The sequence below is a fragment of the Variovorax sp. GW821-FHT09D04 genome (assembly GCF_059416405.1).
On the sequence record NZ_JBWKPA010000013.1, the window covers coordinates 113,434 to 130,297 of the forward strand.

Annotated in this window: 13 protein-coding genes and 1 tRNA gene; 8 read left to right on the forward strand and 6 right to left on the reverse strand. The window is 62.8% G+C overall.

Annotated elements, in window-relative coordinates:
* Nucleotides 1-317: 317 nt before the first annotated feature.
* Nucleotides 318-2,579 (reverse strand): polysaccharide biosynthesis tyrosine autokinase, encoded by a 2,262-nt coding sequence (locus AC07O4_RS28625; RefSeq protein ID WP_492743340.1) that lies wholly within the window; start codon nucleotides 2,577-2,579, stop codon nucleotides 318-320.
* The gene (locus AC07O4_RS28630) at nucleotides 2,576-3,010 is read right to left on the reverse strand and encodes a low molecular weight protein-tyrosine-phosphatase (protein WP_159278664.1); all 435 of its coding nucleotides are present in this window, start codon (nucleotides 3,008-3,010) and stop codon (nucleotides 2,576-2,578) included. Before AC07O4_RS28630 ends, AC07O4_RS28625 begins: the two co-directional genes overlap by 4 nt.
* A gap of 454 nt (nucleotides 3,011-3,464) precedes the next feature.
* Here AC07O4_RS28630 and AC07O4_RS28635 point away from each other — a divergent pair, with 454 nt between their 5' ends.
* On the forward strand, nucleotides 3,465-5,468 hold the full coding sequence (locus tag AC07O4_RS28635; RefSeq protein WP_495306281.1) for a polysaccharide biosynthesis protein: 2,004 nt from the start codon (nucleotides 3,465-3,467) through the stop codon (nucleotides 5,466-5,468).
* Nucleotides 5,469-5,568: 100 nt separating this feature from the next.
* Here the strand turns inward: AC07O4_RS28635 and AC07O4_RS28640 are convergent, their stop codons facing one another.
* Both AC07O4_RS28640 and AC07O4_RS28645 read right to left on the reverse strand, forming a co-directional pair.
* A complete protein-coding gene (locus AC07O4_RS28640) occupies nucleotides 5,569-8,619 on the reverse strand; it encodes a YjbH domain-containing protein (RefSeq protein WP_492744606.1) in 3,051 nt (1,016 codons plus the stop codon).
* Nucleotides 8,616-9,233 (reverse strand): YjbF family lipoprotein, encoded by a 618-nt coding sequence (locus AC07O4_RS28645; RefSeq protein WP_492744602.1) that lies wholly within the window; start codon nucleotides 9,231-9,233, stop codon nucleotides 8,616-8,618. Before AC07O4_RS28645 ends, AC07O4_RS28640 begins: the two co-directional genes overlap by 4 nt.
* 920 nt (nucleotides 9,234-10,153) lie before the next feature.
* Here AC07O4_RS28645 and AC07O4_RS28650 point away from each other — a divergent pair.
* The 7 genes from AC07O4_RS28650 (at nucleotide 10,154) to AC07O4_RS28680 (ending at nucleotide 15,420) form a co-directional block, all read left to right on the forward strand.
* Nucleotides 10,154-10,915, forward strand: coding sequence for a LuxR C-terminal-related transcriptional regulator (locus AC07O4_RS28650; protein WP_492744600.1), 762 nt, complete (start codon nucleotides 10,154-10,156; stop codon nucleotides 10,913-10,915).
* Nucleotides 10,916-11,075: 160 nt separating this feature from the next.
* Nucleotides 11,076-11,693 (forward strand): ubiquinol-cytochrome c reductase iron-sulfur subunit, encoded by a 618-nt coding sequence (gene petA, locus AC07O4_RS28655; RefSeq protein WP_062473677.1) that lies wholly within the window; start codon nucleotides 11,076-11,078, stop codon nucleotides 11,691-11,693.
* A gap of 14 nt (nucleotides 11,694-11,707) precedes the next feature.
* Nucleotides 11,708-13,144, forward strand: a complete 1,437-nt coding sequence (locus tag AC07O4_RS28660; protein WP_070059900.1) for a cytochrome b — start codon at nucleotides 11,708-11,710, stop codon at nucleotides 13,142-13,144.
* 37 nt (nucleotides 13,145-13,181) lie between these two features.
* Nucleotides 13,182-13,958, forward strand: coding sequence for a cytochrome c1 (locus tag AC07O4_RS28665; RefSeq protein WP_062473681.1), 777 nt, complete (start codon nucleotides 13,182-13,184; stop codon nucleotides 13,956-13,958).
* Between the two features lie 95 nt (nucleotides 13,959-14,053).
* A complete protein-coding gene (locus AC07O4_RS28670; RefSeq protein WP_062473683.1) occupies nucleotides 14,054-14,665 on the forward strand; it encodes a glutathione S-transferase N-terminal domain-containing protein in 612 nt (203 codons plus the stop codon).
* 41 nt (nucleotides 14,666-14,706) lie between these two features.
* Nucleotides 14,707-15,285: a ClpXP protease specificity-enhancing factor gene (locus AC07O4_RS28675; RefSeq protein WP_492744598.1), complete on the forward strand. Its 579-nt coding sequence runs from the start codon at nucleotides 14,707-14,709 to the stop codon at nucleotides 15,283-15,285.
* 59 nt (nucleotides 15,286-15,344) lie between these two features.
* A tRNA-Thr gene (locus AC07O4_RS28680) sits at nucleotides 15,345-15,420 on the forward strand.
* Between the two features lie 105 nt (nucleotides 15,421-15,525).
* On the opposite strand, the gene AC07O4_RS28685 is transcribed toward AC07O4_RS28680, so the two are convergent.
* Both AC07O4_RS28685 and AC07O4_RS28690 read right to left on the reverse strand, forming a co-directional pair.
* Nucleotides 15,526-16,341: a class I SAM-dependent methyltransferase gene (locus AC07O4_RS28685; protein WP_495306282.1), complete on the reverse strand. Its 816-nt coding sequence runs from the start codon at nucleotides 16,339-16,341 to the stop codon at nucleotides 15,526-15,528.
* Complete coding sequence (locus tag AC07O4_RS28690; protein WP_159275044.1) at nucleotides 16,338-16,727, reverse strand: cupin domain-containing protein; 390 nt, start codon at nucleotides 16,725-16,727, stop codon at nucleotides 16,338-16,340. Before AC07O4_RS28690 ends, AC07O4_RS28685 begins: the two co-directional genes overlap by 4 nt.
* Between the last annotated feature and the right edge of the window lie 137 nt (nucleotides 16,728-16,864).

Genomic DNA, 16,864 nt, shown 5'->3' on the forward strand with positions numbered 1-16,864 from the left:
GGCCGGCTTGGCGTTCGCCGGCTGGAGGGGCAAACCCGCGCGTCGCTGCTGGGCGAGCCGTTGCAGCCACTGGTTGCGGGGGGGCCTCCGGCTACGCGCTGTCAGCGGTGCGCCGTGCGGCGGACTACAACATCCGCCGGCTGCTGCGCGCCGTCGTGCGCCTCGGGCTCAAGGGCTTCTTGTTGCGTCTGCCTGCCGCCATCGCTCTCGCATCCTGGGTTGAGATTCCCGCACCAGCAAGCTCTGGTGCCCATGGGCGTCACCATCCCTCTGCGCCAGCGAAGTGGACGAGGAGATGAATTTCGCAGGGCCGAGTATTACTCAGCGGCTACCCCAGCTTCTTTGTACTTGTACTCAGTGTATCGGTAGCCGCCGTACTTGTAGCCGTAGCTACCATAGTGCCTGCGGGAAAGGTCCATGCCATTGAAGACTACGCCGTTGACCTGTTGGCCGGCATGTGCGAGCCGCTTGACGCTCTCGTTCAACTCGCCTAACTGGGTCAGGTTGTCGCGAGCCACCAGCAGCACAGCACCGGCATGCGCAGCAACTGCAGCGGCATCGGCGGCCACTAGCACCGGTGGGCTGTCGATCACCACCAGGTCGTAGCTTTCCGAAAAGGCGTCCAACAATTCGCCCAGTGCTGACGACAGCATCATATTGGCAGGATTAAACGGGTAGGCGCCCGTGGTCAGGACGTCCAGATTCGGGACCACTTGAGCATGAATCGCTTGCTCGGGCGTCATCTCGCCCGACAGCACGTCTGCCAGGCCGCCCTTTCGTGGCAAGCCGAAAGCTTTCTGAAGATGACCCTTACGTAGGTCGGCATCGATCAACAGAACACGCTTACCGGCCTGCGCCATGATGACGGCAAAATTGCCGGAGACGAAGCTCTTGCCCACGCCAGGCGTAGCGCCCGTGATAAGCACGCGGTTGTTCCCCGTCTCCATCAAAGTCAGTTGCAGGGAAACACGCAGATTACGCAGACTCTCGATGGCAAGGCTCTCGGGGGAGGTTACGGCCAGCAATTGCACACCCTTCGCGCCGCCTGCAATATGCTCCAGAATCGTTTCCTGTTCGAGCGCCAATGGCACCACGGAATAGACGTTTAGGCCGAGACGCTCCTCGATTTCTTGCGGGTTCTGGATGCCGCTTGAAAGCTTGCTTCGGACAATGGCAAAGGCCACGCCAGCCAACAATCCGAGCACCAGGGAAAGCGCGACGACCAAGGGCTTCTGCGGTTTGACGGCCTTCTTCGGTTCGACAGCGGTATCGAGCAGTCGCACGTTGCCGATCTTGCCTTCCTTCACAAGGCGGAGTTGCAGTGAGCTATTGAGCAGTGACTTGTAGAGCTCGCCATTGACGCGTACATCGCGCTCAAGCCGTAGGGCGTCGCGTTGAACGGCTGGCATGGCGCTGACACGAGTCTCAAGGCCTTCGATCTCATGGCGAATGGCCGCGATCTGGCCGTCGATCATCTGGACCTTGGGGTTGCTCTCGGTGAAGCGCGAAAGCAGCTCGCGGCGCAGTTGCTGGGATTCCAGCAGTTTGGTCTGCAATTGCACCGACATGGTCAGTGCTGCTTTCGCCTCTTCATCAAAGGCGACGGTGCCATTCTGATTGCGAAAGCGTGCGTAAGCATCCTCTGAGTCTTCAAGTTGCTGCTTGAACTCGGGAAGCTGTCGATCGAGAAATTCAATAGTTTTTTCGGCCTCGGCGGCCTTGCGTTCGACGTTCTGGCGAACGTATTGAGCCCCGATCTCATTGAGTGTGCGCTGGAGGCGATCGCGGTCACTATCTTCGAGCGAAGCACTGATCACATTCGATTGCTTGCCTTGTTCGGCGAGTTGAAGGCGTCTCTGAAGATCTTCGGTAGTGGCGAGCAGTGAAGTACGCGAAACTAGGAACTCGGCACCAGGCCTGCCGTCAAGCCGCGAAACCACCAATGTAATGGTGCCTTCGGGCAACTGCTGAGTAAGTACCTTGCCAACAGTGCCGGTTAGTGGCTCCGCAAGATCGGGATGAGCCAGAGTGTATTGGCCGCCGGCTAGCGCGGTGATCATGAACGGCTTCTGATCTTCGAGTACGGAAGGAGTATCGAACTTGGCAATGCTGATTGCTTCGGTTCCAGAAACGTAGCCTCCTATGCCAAGAAAGCCGGGGTTCGACAGTTCTTTGGCATGTCTCGAGAGCCATTCACCAATGAAGGGGAGATAGCGTGGCTGTGCATCGATGTTCAGCTGCTTCGCCGCTATGGCTCCTCCAATAACCAATCGCGAGCGAATAATCTGAATCTCGCCTGTGGCAGGCGTTTTCACATCGAAGAGGTTTGCCGTGTCGCCAAGAAAGTTCTTGGCATCAGGGGCGGAGTCCTCAACCTGAATCAGTAGGTTTGACTGATATATCGGTGTAGCCAGGAGTGCGTAGGCCGTACCGATGACGAGCGCAACGGCAGTAACGCCTGCCACCAGCCACTTTCGGTCAAGCAAGATATCGAAGTACTCGGACAGATGAATTGCATCGTTGTCATCGTCGCGCGCGAGTGCTGCGGAAGGAGCCGAAGTGGAAGCGGAAGAAGTCATGAGAGTTTGCGAATGCGTTCGGCCCAGGCTTGGGCGCCGTCAGCGATGAGTTGCAGGGCGTGCTCGAAGGCCGGACGGCCCATGCGATATGGGTCGGGAATGTCAACGCGTGCGACTTCGCCCAAGCGAAACAGCTTGCCCCGGGTCAATGGATGGCGCTGCCCGATGTGAATCCGCTGGGCTTCGTCCATCGCAAGGATGAGGTCGGCCTGTTGGCACATTTGCCCTGTAAGTTGGCGTGCACGGTGGGCCTCGATGTCGATGCCGCGTTCGGCCATGAGTTTGCGTGCAATCGGATCTGCTTGGTGACCAACCAGGGCCCCAGTTCCTGCTGACGCGACTTGAACCTGCGGCAACGCTGCAGCAATCAATGCTTCCCCCATCGGGCTACGGCAGATGTTGCCAATGCATACCACCAGAACAGATTTCATGAGACTTGGCTCCCGGCGAAGGCTTGTGCCTCTAGTTATCAGATTCAACGTATTGCGTGCCGCGTGCTCCATGTCCAGCATGAATCACATGTCATACAGAAATGTCCTCACCATTTGTCCTTCGTTGAGCGATTGAATCGCGCTATCTAAACAAGAGAGCCGAAGGGTGGCTGGGCACGCCGTTGGCATTGTAGTCAGGGCGTTGGCGCCCACTGCCTCGCGGATGTGGTCATGCAGCAGGCACTCAGGGCTCGAATCGGTCATTGCTGCCCAAGGGACAGCTGATCGAGTGAGCTAATCAGCCGCCCTATGACCAAAGTCATGTCGATGCAAAAGATACAAAAAATGACATTATGAGTGTCGCGAATCCCCTGAATTGGGGGGGAGGGGTGGGTACCCTTCACGGACAATTGTTGCAGCGCGGCGCACTCCAACCGCCGCAGGAGTTTTCAGTGTGATCAATCGTCTGGCTGCGCCCTTGCTCGCTTTGCCGCGCCCCATGAAGCGCATGCTGGCTCTGGGGGTCGACGCAGCGCTCTGCGTCCTGTGCGTCTGGTTGGCGTTCAGTTTCCGTTTCGAGCAATGGATGACACTGCGTGGCGTTCAGTGGTCGGCCGTTGCGGTGGCTGTCGCATTGGCGCTTCCGCTTTTCGTGGTGTTCGGGCTCTACCGGGCCATCTTCCGATATGCCGGAGCGGCCGCGCTGATGGCGATCGTGCGCGCGAGCGTGCTCTTTGGCCTCTGCTATGCATTGATCTTTTCGGTGGTTGCCGTGCAGGGCGTCCCGCGCACCGTGGGTTTGCTGGTGCCGTTGCTGTTGTTCTTGGCCATTGCTGGCTCGCGCATGTTTGCGCGCTATTGGTTGGGCGGCCTCTATATGAGTGCACTGCAGCGCAAGCAACTGCCTCAGGTCGTGATCTACGGTGCAGGTAGCGCCGGTTTGCAGTTGGCCGCAGCGTTGATGCAAAGCCGAGACATGGTAATCCGCGCCTTCATCGACGATTCTCCGCATCTTCAGGGCAATACGATCAACGGCCTTCGCATCCAGTCCTCAAATTGGCTCAAGGACAACGCGGCCAGTTGGGGCATCACGGATGTCCTGCTTGCAATGCCTTCGGCAAGTCACGGCCGTCGTGTCGAAATTTTGAACCAACTGTTGCCTTTGCATCTGCATGTACGCATGCTTCCGGGTCTGTTGGATCTGGCCAACGGCAAGGTCCAAGTCAATGACTTAGTTGAAGTCGACATCGAAGACCTGTTGGGGCGGGATCCGGTCGAGCCGGTGGCGGATCTGCTGCACAAGCACATCCGCGGCCAAGTGGTGCTTGTCACCGGTGCTGGTGGCTCCATCGGCGGCGAACTGTGCCGGCAGATCGTTCAGTTGTCGCCCTCCACGCTGCTGCTCGTAGAGCTGAGCGAATACGCGCTCTATGGCATCCACCAGGAGCTGGAGCAGTTGGCGCCGAACGTACGTGTCGTCCCACTGCTCGCTTCGGTGTGCGATGCGGCGCGGCTGCGTGAAGTGATGCGCGCCTGGCGCCCCGATACGGTCTATCACGCGGCGGCGTACAAGCATGTGCCGCTCGTCGAGCACAACCCGGCAGAGGGTGTGCGAAACAACGCGATGGGCACGCTCACGACGGCGCGGATTGCCATGGAGTGCAAGGTTCCTAACTTTGTCCTGATCAGCACCGACAAGGCCGTGCGGCCGACGAACATCATGGGGGCCAGCAAGCGCGTCGCTGAAATGGCGTTGCAGGGGCTGGCACAGCAGAGTTCGTACACCTGCTTCTCGATGGTCCGCTTCGGCAATGTACTCGGCTCCAGTGGCTCGGTGGTGCCGCTGTTTCGAAAGCAGATCGAGGCGGGCGGCCCGATCACGTTGACGCATGCAGACATCACGCGCTATTTCATGACCATTCCCGAGGCCGCCCAGTTGGTGATTCAGGCGGGTGCGATGGCGCAGGGCGGCGATGTCTTCGTGCTTGATATGGGCGAACCGGTGAGGATCATCGACCTCGCCCGCCGGCTGGTGGAGCTTTCGGGGCGCACGGTCCGTGACGAGCATTCGCCGGATGGCGATATCGAGCTACAGGTGACTGGGCTGCGACCCGGCGAGAAGCTCTATGAAGAGCTCCTGATTGGTGACAGCGCGATGCCTACGGCGCATCCGCGTGTCATGAAGGCGCACGATCCCTGCCTGCCATGGAATGAACTCTGGCGTCAGTTCGAGACGCTGAATGCGGCACTCGAAAGCAGCGATGTGCCGATGCTGAAGCAGACGCTGACGCAGATGCTGCCCGGCTATCGGCCTCACGCGGAGGTGGTGGATTGGGTGCATATGGAGCGTCACCGTGTGCGTGACTGCGCTCAGCCGCTCGTAGCGGCAGTCGGCGCTGCGCAGATGGGCGAGGCCAACCAGCCATCCGCGCCGAACCAGATTCCCGTGGCGATCTGATTCGATAGAGCTGCTTCATTTTTTCCGCCCCGACTCGCCGGGGGTGATATTGAGACCAAGAGCCCCGGATCGGGGCTTTTTTGTTTTCAGCCGGCGGCGCCTATTGCGCCCGCTTGAAGTCGAGGATGTTGTCCCCCGCCTTGGGTGCTTTGTCGTCGGGCGGCGAGAAGCTGAAAGCCTTCGGATCCCGTATCGACGTCATCTCGAACAGCGGGTTGATCCGTCCCAGCTTGGCGCCGCCATCCCGTATCAGCGGAGCCCAGGCAAAGTTCGCAGTGAACTTGCTCGAGCGCGGCAGCAACGCGTCGAAGGGGATGGAAACGTAGATGCCCTTGTCGAAGCTGCCTTCGCCGAACTGTGCGGCGGACACGTTGGTCTTGGTGGCCCAGGCGCCGATCGTCACGCCGTTGTCGAAGCGGCGGCTGATGTCGAGGGTGACGCCGCGATCGCCTGCAAGGTACTGGCCCGCGCTGATCCTAGCCTGCACCCCGTTCCAGCCCGTGTCCCAGTAGAGCGTGGCGTGGCCGGTGTTGACCTTGTAGTCGCGCAGGCCGAGGTCCTGCGCGAAGTCGCGCTGGCGCACATGGTTGATGTCGATGCCGAAGGCGAACTTGCTGCGCCACGGGCGGTAGAGCCATTCGGCGCCCACGCCGGCGAACATCGACTCGAGGGCGCCGCCGTAGACGCTGTAGTACTGGTCTTCGTTCAGGCGGCCCACGTGGGTCAGCTGAAACACCGGCATCGTCAACCGCTTGGTCGTCGCGTATTCGCGTTGGTAGGTCCGCACGCGGGGAAGGTTGCTAGGCGCCGTGTAGGTGAACTTGTCGAAGTTGTCGAGCAGGCGCCAGTTCAGCGCGGCGTTCACCCAGGTGCTCGGCGTGAAGCGGTACTCCGCAGTGGCAGAGACGCCGAGCTGATAGAGCAGGAAGGCATCAGGGCCACCGAGGATCTGCGAGAAGCTCGGAGTCAGGCCGAAGGTGAGTCTTTCCGTGCGCCGCTCCCATGGCGCCATGGCCGGCGTCTCGCCGGACGATGCGGTGGCGGTTGTATCAGTGGGTGTGCGCTGCGGCGATGCCGGTACGTAGAGCCCGTCTTCGGTCCGGCCGCGCGGCGGGGCGTAGTCGCGCTGGTCCGTGGCGCGCAGTTCTGCGGGCGTCTGTGCCTGGTAGTGCGCCGTCACCCACTCGCTGCGATCGACTACTTGAGTGTGCAGTGCCAGTCCGCGCTCGTTGTAGTGAAGGATGAAGTGCTTGATCGACGCCGGCGCATCGCGATGCATGACGGCAATGACCTGCTGCACGCGGGCCTCGCGGTACACCGTGTGGCTCTCGGTGATCCAGACGTGCGCGCTGTCGCCTTGCGGCGCGATGCGCTGCACGGTCCATTCGGTGCGTGCCTGGATCTCCGCAGCGGTGGAGGCCCATCCGGGTGGATTGGCTGGAGCCTCCGGCGTGAAGCGGGGCGGCGGCGGATCTGCGGGCTTGCTGGCTCGCATGCTCGCCATGTTGGTGGACAGGGTCAGGCCCACCATCACTTTGTTGCCGCGCTCCAGGCCGGCGGTGAAGGCGACGCCGGGTGAGTAGCGATATTCCAGTCCGATGTTGAAAGGTGAGCGCTGAACCTGGTTGTTCTGCTGAGGCTCGTTCTTGTAGTTGTTGCCTTCGTACTCGAGCTTGACGGTCAGGGGATCCCAGGGCGTGCGCCATTCGACGCCGCCGAACAAGGAAGCTGGCCCTCGAAAGAAGGCCTTGAAATTTGCTTCGCCGCCCGTTGCTGAGCTCACCGTGCGCGTTCTGAAACGATTGCTCAGGGCCAGCAAGGGGTTTCGGATGTTTCCGCTGTTGCCCAGGTACCCCCAGCCGATGCCGAGGCTGAAGTCGAGATCGCCGTAGCGCTTGTTGGCGACCAGGTATTCGGCCGAAAAGAGGCCGGTACCGCCAAGGTCGCGAAAGCCCAGCGCAACCTGAGGCACATACGCGGATTCGCGCAGCAGCCGCAGCTTCACGTCGATGCTCTTGTCCTTGTTGCTCTGGCCAGTGGTGCTGGCGGCATACGCGCGGTTGCTGATGGAGGTGTAGCGAAAGCCCGCCTCCATCCAGTCCAGTGGCTGGAACATCACGTTCAGTCGCGTATAGGGCGACACGTGGCTGATCGACGTACGGAAATCACCGGCCTCGCCCATGCGTGCCGTCGGCGTCTGGAGCAGGCCGGTTTCGCCCCAGTCGTTGCTGCTTGTGCGAGGCGCCTTGTATTGCGGGGCCGATGCGTCGGGGCGCACTGAGATGACGCTTTCCGGCGGAGCTGACGGCGGGATGGACGTAGTGATTGCTGCGGCCGGCTTGGCTGTTGCAAGTGCGGCGGTGGTGGTGCCCAGCGCCGCTGTCTGAGGCGAAGGGTCCTGGGTCGCCAGGAACTTGATAATGCCTTCCGACGCGTCGACCAGTTCGGTCATGCCGCGCGGCGCTGCCCAGATCCATGCACCTGGTGCCGGCTCATCGGAGGGGTGGCCGTTCCAGGGGGCGATGCCCACGCGCGATGTTCGGCCGTCGGGTTGTGCAACCCATGCCCAATCGTGGGTGCTGTCAGGTGCGCAGGCGATGACGTAGTCCCAGGCGGTCCGGCCGGCCTCGTGCGCCACGTGGCACAACTCGCCATTGGGGCGGACAACCGCGATGGTTTTCAATTGCGGGGAGGGCGCAACGAGCTGCTGGCCGGCCGACAGCACGGGGTCTTGATCCGGGTGCGCCTGCAGCCAGCGGGGGTCCACGATGCCCAGTGCCACGCGGCCGGTGACCGGCAGGTTTTGCAGCCACGTGATGAGCTTCAGTCGATCGAGTTGCTCGGAGCGCGGTGCACGCCTGCTGGCCGCCTCGAGGCGCACGAGCAGGGTGTTCTTCAGGAACTGCTGGGCCAGTCGCTCCTGCGGCACGCGCCATGCCAGCCCGGGTGCGGCCGAGCCCTCGGGTTGGCGCAGCAGCCAGGTGCTCAGTCGTTCGCCGGGTCGCACTTCGGCATCGCTTGCGGGTTCAACGGTCGCTGCGTTCTGCGACGGCTCCGCCGCGGCGCCAAGACTTGCCATCAACGCGCAGGCAAGGGCCGTTCGACGGGGCCAATGCGGGGGGCTGATGGCTCGCAGGAAGAGGGGGCTCATGTACCAGCGCGCGCCGCGGTGCCGGCTGCTGGTGCGGGGGGTGTCCACTGTTCGAAGCTCATGCAGAGGTCGCGGGAAATACATTGCTCCGAATACACGACCTGAGGGGCGCCAGAAGCAAATGAAACGCCGAAGCGGGCGGGAGGAACGGAGGCTGCCGCAGGGCGGGAGACGCTGCGCTCTTCATACCAACGCAAGGAGCTTGCGGGCGCGCCGGCGAGCGCGCTGTCGGTGGGCGGCGCGATCGATGTGCGCGCGATATCGTCGCGAATGCCGAAGCGATAGCCGGGCATCAGGTCGCGTTCGCGCGCGTAGGTCTGCGTGGTGTTGGCAGTGTGAGCTCGCCAGGCGGGTGGGTTGGCAAGTCGAACGTCGCGCCAGTCGATGGACAGCCCGGTCGTGCCGACCAGTTGACCATTCAGAAGTCGGACGACTTCACCCGTGCCGCTGTACCAAACCTCGACGGGCCCTTCGGCGCGCTGATCGATATAGCCGAGCACCATGTACAGGACGCGCCCATCGACGGTGGCCCGCAGGTACCGATAGCTGGGATTGAAATTGGGCTGGGTTGCTGCAGACTCGCCGCGATACAGCAGTCGAGCTGAATCCAGCATGGCTGAAGTTCCGGAGGAGCAACCGCCAACGCCCAAGAAAAACGTTGCCAAAAGGCAACGTTCTAAGAGTCGCGTGGCGGAAGCAACGCGCGGACTTTTCAGCGAATGCCCTCCTTTCAGGAGGGCAACCAGCATTAACGCGTGCCGGTGGTGCCCGTGCCGGTGGTGCCGGTGCCGGGGACGAAGAAGCCGCCGCCGCCGTTGCCGTTGTTGCTGCTGCCGAGGGTCAGCATCAGTGCGCCGGTGCCTGCAACAGCGCCCCATTGAACGGGGGTCAGGCCGCCAAGGCCAGCAGCGGTTGCGCTCGGAGCGCCAGCAGGGCCCGGCGTAAATGCGCGATTGTTGCTTGCGGGCGCAGGGGTAACCTGCGTTTGGGCAAAAGCCGACGAGATTGCCAGGGTGGCAAGGGCGACGGTAGCAACCAGTTTGTTCGTCTTCACAGTGATCCTCTCAAAGGGTTTTTATGCTCTTGACTTGAGGTTAGCAGCATCAGAAGTGTGCCGCAACTAATTTGGTCTGGAGGATGAGGCGTTTGCCACGGCATCCTTGTAACTGCGTATTGCCCCGATTCTTGCGGGTGAGTGTGACGGGCACATGTGTATCTCAATGCTACGTAACGTTCCGCCCAGGATGACCGTAACGACGGCGACTGGCGCGCAGCTCCATCGGCGGGGTCCCGGGCGTTACCGTCGCATTTCTTCAATGAAATCAACGCACTCATCGAGCCATCGTTGCAATGGGCCGCATGGCCGACTCCCAGGCATTGTTCCTGCAGTACCCCGAAACGAAAGTTGACATTCAAGGTAGGCCGCGGGGCACAACAAGGGGATATGCGTGGTTCGATTATCTGAAGGTGGGGTGGCGAAGGGTGTGCGAGTGTGCGGGCGCGCGGCCGATGGCGTGATCGGAGGCGTCTGCTCATGATGAATCACCTGTCCGCCAGCAGCGCACAGTCGGCGCCGGCACTCGCTGGCCGGTACGCCGCCTTGGGTTGCGCCTTCTTCGGTGCGCTGATCGTCGAGGGCGACTTGGCCCTGGCCGACCGCATGCGACGCCTTCTTTGTGATCTGGCCCCGGGTCGCCGCGTCGTGATCGCCTCCACGCACGCGGAAGCGATCCGTCTGCTGGCCGCGCTGCCCTATGACCTGGTGCTGGTCGACATGCACTTGGCTGATGACGGCGGCGTCGCGCTCCTGTCGCACCTGCGGCGTGCCTACCCGCAGATCGACGCCATCGCCATGTCGAAGGACGACGACCGCCTGCTGGTCGAGGCTGCGATCTCGTCAGGAGCCTCCGGCTACCTGCTGACGAGCACCGACGATGCCGAACTCTCTTTCTTGCTGCGCTCGATCGAGCGCGGCGGTTCGCCGATGGACGCACGCGTCGCGCGTCGCGTCCTCGGCCTGATTGCGGCGTCCGCGAAACCGGAGGGTGTCGAGTCCGCGCTGCGCGACGGCGACACGGTCTCGCCCCCGATGCCTGCTCCCGGGCTGCTGTCACCTCGGGAGCTCAATGTGCTGCGCCTGATCGCGCAAGGCTGGAGCAATCGGCAGATTGCTGAAGCGGTCTGCCTCTCGATCAACACGGTCGAGTTCCACGCCAAGCGGATCTACCGCAAGCTGGCCGTCAAGTCGCGCACCCAAGCCGTTCGGCAGGCGACCCAGTACGGGCTGCTGAGCTGAGCGCCGAGGGCCGTCGCGTGCTGTCGCGCACGTGCTGCGGCGCCGTGCGCACGCGCGGCAATCATTGAAAAACCCTTTTGCGCCCCGCTACAATCTCGGGTTGACCTTGCTGTGGCAAAGGTCAGCCCCTGCTCCAGCGAAGAAGACTTAGAGGATCCCCATGAGTGACATGACCTCCGGCTCGCCCCGGATCGACACAAGCAAGCGGACGTGGTTGATCGCATCCAGCTGTGCCGGCGTAGCGGGCGGCGTGGCCACCGCAATCCCTTTTGTGAGCACATTCCAGCCGTCCGAAAAGGCCAAGGCCGCGGGCGCCGCGGTCGAAGTGGACATCTCGGCCCTCAAGGTCGGCGAAAAGATCACCGTCGAATGGCGCGGCAAGCCGGTCTGGATCCTCAAGCGCAGCCCTGACCAGGTCGCCGAACTCGCCAAGCTCGATGGCCAGCTCGCCGATCCGCTTTCCAAGCGTCACCCCGACGAATTCACGCCCAAGTACGCACAGAACGGCCATCGTTCGATCAAGCCCGATGTGCTGGTTGTGGTCGGCATCTGCACCCACCTCGGCTGCTCGCCGGTCGACCGCCTGCAGGCCGGCCCGCAACCCTCGCTGCCGAACGACTGGGAAGGCGGCTTCCTCTGCCCTTGCCACGGTTCCACGTTCGACCTCGCCGGCCGCGTCTTCAAGAACAAGCCCGCTCCTGACAACCTCCCTGTGCCTCCGCACATGTACCTGTCCGACACGCGCCTGCTCATCGGCGACGACAGCAAGAAGGCCTGAGGGAGACCACGAACATGGCTGAATTTCACGAAGTTTCCCCCAACGCTCCCGCCGGCGAGAAGCTGCTCAACTGGGTCGACAACCGCTTCCCGCTGACCAAGCTCTGGAACGACCAGTGGGGCAAGTACTACGCACCGAAGAATTTCAACTTCTGGTACATCTTCGGCTCGCTCGCGATGCTGGTCCTCGTGATCCAGATCGTGACCGGCATCTTCCTCGTCATGCACTACAAGCCCGACGCGAACCAGGCGTTCGCATCGGTCGAGTACATCATGCGCGACGTGCCCTGGGGCTGGCTGATCCGCTACATCCACTCGACGGGCGCCTCGGCGTTCTTCATCGTGGTGTACCTGCACATGTTCCGCGGCCTCATGTACGGCAGCTACCGCAAGCCGCGCGAGCTGATCTGGGTCTTCGGCTGCGCGATCTTCCTGTGCCTGATGGCCGAAGCCTTCATGGGCTACCTGCTGCCGTGGGGCCAGATGTCCTACTGGGGCGCCCAGGTCATCGTGAACCTGTTCGCTGCCATCCCGTTCATCGGTCCTGACCTGGCCCTGCTGATCCGCGGCGACTACGTCGTGAGCGACGCCACGCTGAACCGCTTCTTCAGCTTCCACGTCATCGCCGTGCCGCTGGTGCTGCTCGGCCTCGTGGTGGCCCACCTGATCGCGCTGCACGAAGTGGGTTCGAACAACCCCGACGGCATCGAGATCAAGGCCAAGCGCGGTCCCGACGGCCATCCGCTCGACGGCATCCCGTCGCACCCGTACTACACGGTGCACGACATCTTCGGCGTGGTGGTGTTCCTCACGATCTTCTCGGCAGTGATCTTCTTCGCGCCTGAAGCCGGTGGGTACTTCCTGGAGTACAACAACTTCATCCCGGCCGACTCGCTGAAGACGCCGAACCACATCGCTCCGGTCTGGTACTTCACGCCGTTCTATTCGATGCTGCGCGCCACCACCGACGACATGGTCAACGTGTTCGCGCTGATCATCGCGGCCGCCGCCGTCTGGAACTTCATCAAGGGCAAGTCGGGCATGGGCCTCAAGGTTGCCGCGGTGGTCGTGGCCGCCGTCGTGATCTTCCTGCTCAAGACCTTCGACGCCAAGTTCTGGGGCGTGGTCATCATGGGCGGCTCGGTCATCATCCTGTTCTTCCTGCCGTGGCTCGACCACAGCGAAGTCAAGTCGATCCGCTACCGTCCGAGCTGGCACAAATATGTCTACGGCGTGTTCGTGTTCCTGTTCCTGATCCTGGGTTACCTCGGCATCCAGGCGCCCGGCGTCTGGGGCAACCTGGTCATCGGCTCGTTCGCCCTGGACATCGCCCAGACCATCTCGCAGATCGGCACGCTCTTCTACTTCGGCTTCTTCCTGCTGATGCCGTGGTGGAGCCGCAAGGGCGAATTCAAGACCGTGCCCGAGCGCGTGGTCTTCGCCGCCCATTGATGCGCGCGCAAGTGCAAGAGAGCTTGAGAGAAACACGATGAAGAAAAGAATTTCCGGCTGGCTCGCTGTCATGGGTTTGGCACTGGGCCTGACCTTCTCCGCGGCCGCATCCGCCGAATCGGGCGGTCTGGCGTGGGACAAGTCGCCCAACAAGACCACCGACGTGGCGGCCCTGCAGAACGGCGCCAAGCTGTTCGTCAACTACTGCCTCAACTGCCACTCGGCCGCCTTCATGCGCTACAACCGCCTGCAGGACATCGGCATCAGCGAGCAGCAGATCAAGGACAACCTTCTGTTCACGACCGACAAGGTCGGCGAAACCATGAAGGCCAACATCGACGCGCGCCAGGCCAAGGAATGGTTCGGCACCACGCCGCCCGACCTGACGCTGGTCGCACGTTCGCGCGCCGGCCACGGCGGCACGGGCCCCGACTACCTGTACACCTTCCTGCGCAGCTTCTACCGCGACGACACCAAGGCCACCGGCTGGAACAACCTGCTGTTCCCGAGCGTCGCCATGCCGAACCCGCTGTGGGAACTGCAGGGCGAGCGCCTGCCGGTGCACGCCAAGGTCGAGCAGCACGGTCATGCCACCGACGTGTTCACGGGCAAGTGGGAGCAAGTGACCCCCGGCACGCTGACCCCGGTGCAGTTCGACAGCGCAGTGGGCGACCTCGTCGGCTACCTGCAGTGGATGGCCGAGCCGGCACAGAACACCCGTGTGCGCATCGGCGTCTGGGTGCTGCTGTTCCTGGCCATGTCGGTGGTTTTCGTATGGCGACTGAACGCCTCGTACTGGAAAGACGTCAAGTAATTCCGTTCACGCCGACCGGGCGCCTCGTGCGTCCGGTCCCACAGAGTGGGTTGCCCAGGCGACCCACTCTTTTTGATTTTTAGGAGTCTCTCGCCATGATGGTCTTGTATTCAGGAACGACCTGCCCCTTCTCTCACCGCTGCCGCTTCGTGTTGTTCGAAAAGGGCATGGACTTCGAGATCCGCGACGTCGATCTCTACAACAAGCCCGAAGACATCAGCGTGATGAACCCGTACGGCCAGGTGCCGATCCTGGTCGAGCGCGACCTGATCCTGTACGAGTCGAACATCATCAACGAGTACATCGACGAGCGCTTCCCGCATCCGCAACTGATGCCCGGCGACCCGGTCGACCGCGCCCGCGTGCGCCTGTTCCTGCTCAACTTCGAGAAGGAACTGTTCGTGCACGTCGCCACGCTTGAGAACCGCACCGCCAAGGGCAACGAGAAGGCGCTCGAAAAGGCCCGCTCGCACATCCGCGACCGCCTCACGCAGCTCGCGCCCGTGTTCCTCAAGAACAAGTACATGCTGGGCGACAACTTCTCGATGCTCGACGTGGCCATCGCACCGCTGCTCTGGCGCCTCGACTACTACGGCATCGACCTGAGCAAGAACGCGGCGCCGCTGCTGAAGTACGCCGAGCGCATCTTCTCGCGCCCGGCCTACATCGAAGCACTGACGCCTTCCGAAAAGGTCATGCGAAAGTAAGTAAGCTGCGTGCTTGCTTCCTTCGTTTTTCGCCGCCTTTCATGATCAACGCGCTCGAGTCCTCTTCCACCCGCCCGTACCTCATCCGGGCGCTGTACGAGTGGTGCACCGACAACGGGTTCACGCCCTATGTCGCGGTGCTGGTCGACGACACCGTCCAGGTGCCGCGCGAGTACGTGAAGAACGGCGAGATCGTGCTGAACATCAGCTTCGACGCGACCAGCTCGCTGAAGCTGGGCAACGACTTCATCGAGTTCAAGGCCCGCTTCGCCGGCACGGCGCGCGAGATCAGCGTGCCGGTCGGCCGCGTGATCGCGATCTACGCCCGTGAGAACGGACAGGGCATGGCGTTCCCGGCACCCGTGCCGGCCGCCACCACGTCCGACGATGGCGATGACGCCGCCTCGGCTGCGGCCTCGCCGTCCGGCGCGCCGCGCATGCCGCTGCGCGATGCCTCGCGCGGCACCGAAGGCGACGCCAGCAAGGTGTTCCACCTGGTGACGGGCGAAGAAGGCGACGAGACGGTCGACGCCGGCTCGGCGCCTTCCGACCCGACCGACGAGCCGCCGCGCCCGCCGGCCGGTGGCGGCACCCGGCCGTCGCTCAAGCGCGTCAAGTGACGACGCGGTCGGCCCCAAAGCCGGCCGCTTAGAATCGTTGCCAGCACTGCTTTCTTTCAGCCGCTTTAGCTCAATTGGTAGAGCACCCGCCTTGTAAGCGGAAGGTCGTCAGTTCGATTCCGACAAGCGGCACCAATCAAAAAAGCCCGACAACGTCCTGCGTTGCCGGGCTTTTTCTTTGTCTCCCTCGACCTGTCCGGCGGTCCGGACCGGCCGCAGAAGCCGACGGAACGCCGCGGGTCAGCCCACCTCCACCGTTACCCGCAGGAACGTCGCGGCGATCAGGCAGGTGTTGGGGTACTGGCTCTGGTTCTGGCTCTGGAACAGCGTCACCAGCTCCGTGCGCAGTTCGTCGGTGCGCCCCGCCTGGGCTGCCGCATCGAAGGCGTTCATGGTCGGGCCGTAGAACTGCCGGAAGGTGTCGACGAATTCCGCCGCCGAGCCTTTGAAGTCGAAGATGTAGCTGTCGCGTTCCCAGCTGATGGCCTCCGAGGCAACGCCCGCCGCGCCGAAGCGCTCGATGATGTTCGGGGTCGAGCCCCAGCCCATCGGGCTCACGAAACCCTCGGGCGGCGGGGGCGCATACGACGAGCTGATCTTCAGGATCTGCGCCACCAGCGTGGGGTCGTTCGGGATCCAGTTGCCCATGAGGATGCGGCCGCCCGGGCGCGTGACACGCACCATCTCCCGTGCCACGTCGAAGGGCTTGGGCGCGAACATGGCGCCGAACATGCTGATGACGAGGTCGAAGGACTTGTTCTCCAGCCGCAGCTCGCAGGCGTCCCCTTCCTCGAACCGGCAGCTGGCCGACAGGCCGGCCTGGGCCGCCCGCCGGTTGCCCGCGGCGACCAGGTTGGCGGCGATGTCGACGCCCAACACCTGCGCGCCGAGCTTGGCGGCCGGGATGGCGGTGTTGCCGTCGCCGCAGCCGAGGTCCAGCACCTTCATGCCGGGCGTGATGCGGGCGTGCCGCACGATGTCTTCACCGCTCTCGCGCATGCTCTCGGCGATGCGGGTGAAGTCGCCTTTTTCCCAGAGGGCCTTGTTCGGGTTCATGACTTCACCTTCTCGATCATGTGGTCGATCACGTGCGTGTGTTCGTGTTGCGGGCTGAACATCACGATCTCCGCGTCGGCGTCGACCTTGACGTTGTGGCCGGGCGGCCAATAGAACAGGTCGTTGGCCTGGACGGTCTCCTGCTCCCCGGCGTCGTCGGTGGTGGTGATCTGGCCCTTGAGCACGAACCCCCAGTGCGGGCACTGGCAGGAGTTGTGGTTGTTCAGGCCCTGGAAGAGCGGCGTCGTGTCGACGCCCGCTGACAGCGTGAAGTACTCGCCGCTGATCTTGCTGTAGCCGGTCGCGTCGCCGAAATTCAAACGCTGCCGGATCAGGGCACCGGGAATTTCCATCTTCACGTCGACGGCGTCTTTTGCGATATGCATGAGGTACTCCTTGAGGGTCCGCGGGCGCGAGGGTGATGCGTCTATTCGTTGCACCCGCCAGATTCGATAGACGGCATACTGATGCTCCACGCTTGGCGTTCCTGAAACGTTCCCGGCCCGTGCCGGGGGAAAGGAAT

Bases quoted from the DNA above. Each gene is read 5' to 3' on its own strand.
- AC07O4_RS28625 (WP_492743340.1), bottom strand. From the start codon at position 2,579: ATGACTTCTTCCGCTTCCACTTCGGCTCCTTCCGCAGCACTCGCGCGC.
- AC07O4_RS28630 (WP_159278664.1), bottom strand. From the start codon at position 3,010: ATGAAATCTGTTCTGGTGGTATGCATTGGCAACATCTGCCGTAGCCCG.
- AC07O4_RS28640 (WP_492744606.1), bottom strand. From the start codon at position 8,619: ATGAGCCCCCTCTTCCTGCGAGCCATCAGCCCCCCGCATTGGCCCCGT.
- AC07O4_RS28645 (WP_492744602.1), bottom strand. From the start codon at position 9,233: ATGCTGGATTCAGCTCGACTGCTGTATCGCGGCGAGTCTGCAGCAACC.
- AC07O4_RS28650 (WP_492744600.1), top strand. From the start codon at position 10,154: ATGATGAATCACCTGTCCGCCAGCAGCGCACAGTCGGCGCCGGCACTC.
- petA (WP_062473677.1), top strand. From the start codon at position 11,076: ATGAGTGACATGACCTCCGGCTCGCCCCGGATCGACACAAGCAAGCGG.
- AC07O4_RS28660 (WP_070059900.1), top strand. From the start codon at position 11,708: ATGGCTGAATTTCACGAAGTTTCCCCCAACGCTCCCGCCGGCGAGAAG.
- AC07O4_RS28665 (WP_062473681.1), top strand. From the start codon at position 13,182: ATGAAGAAAAGAATTTCCGGCTGGCTCGCTGTCATGGGTTTGGCACTG.
- AC07O4_RS28670 (WP_062473683.1), top strand. From the start codon at position 14,054: ATGATGGTCTTGTATTCAGGAACGACCTGCCCCTTCTCTCACCGCTGC.
- AC07O4_RS28675 (WP_492744598.1), top strand. From the start codon at position 14,707: ATGATCAACGCGCTCGAGTCCTCTTCCACCCGCCCGTACCTCATCCGG.
- AC07O4_RS28685 (WP_495306282.1), bottom strand. From the start codon at position 16,341: ATGAACCCGAACAAGGCCCTCTGGGAAAAAGGCGACTTCACCCGCATC.
- AC07O4_RS28690 (WP_159275044.1), bottom strand. From the start codon at position 16,727: ATGCATATCGCAAAAGACGCCGTCGACGTGAAGATGGAAATTCCCGGT.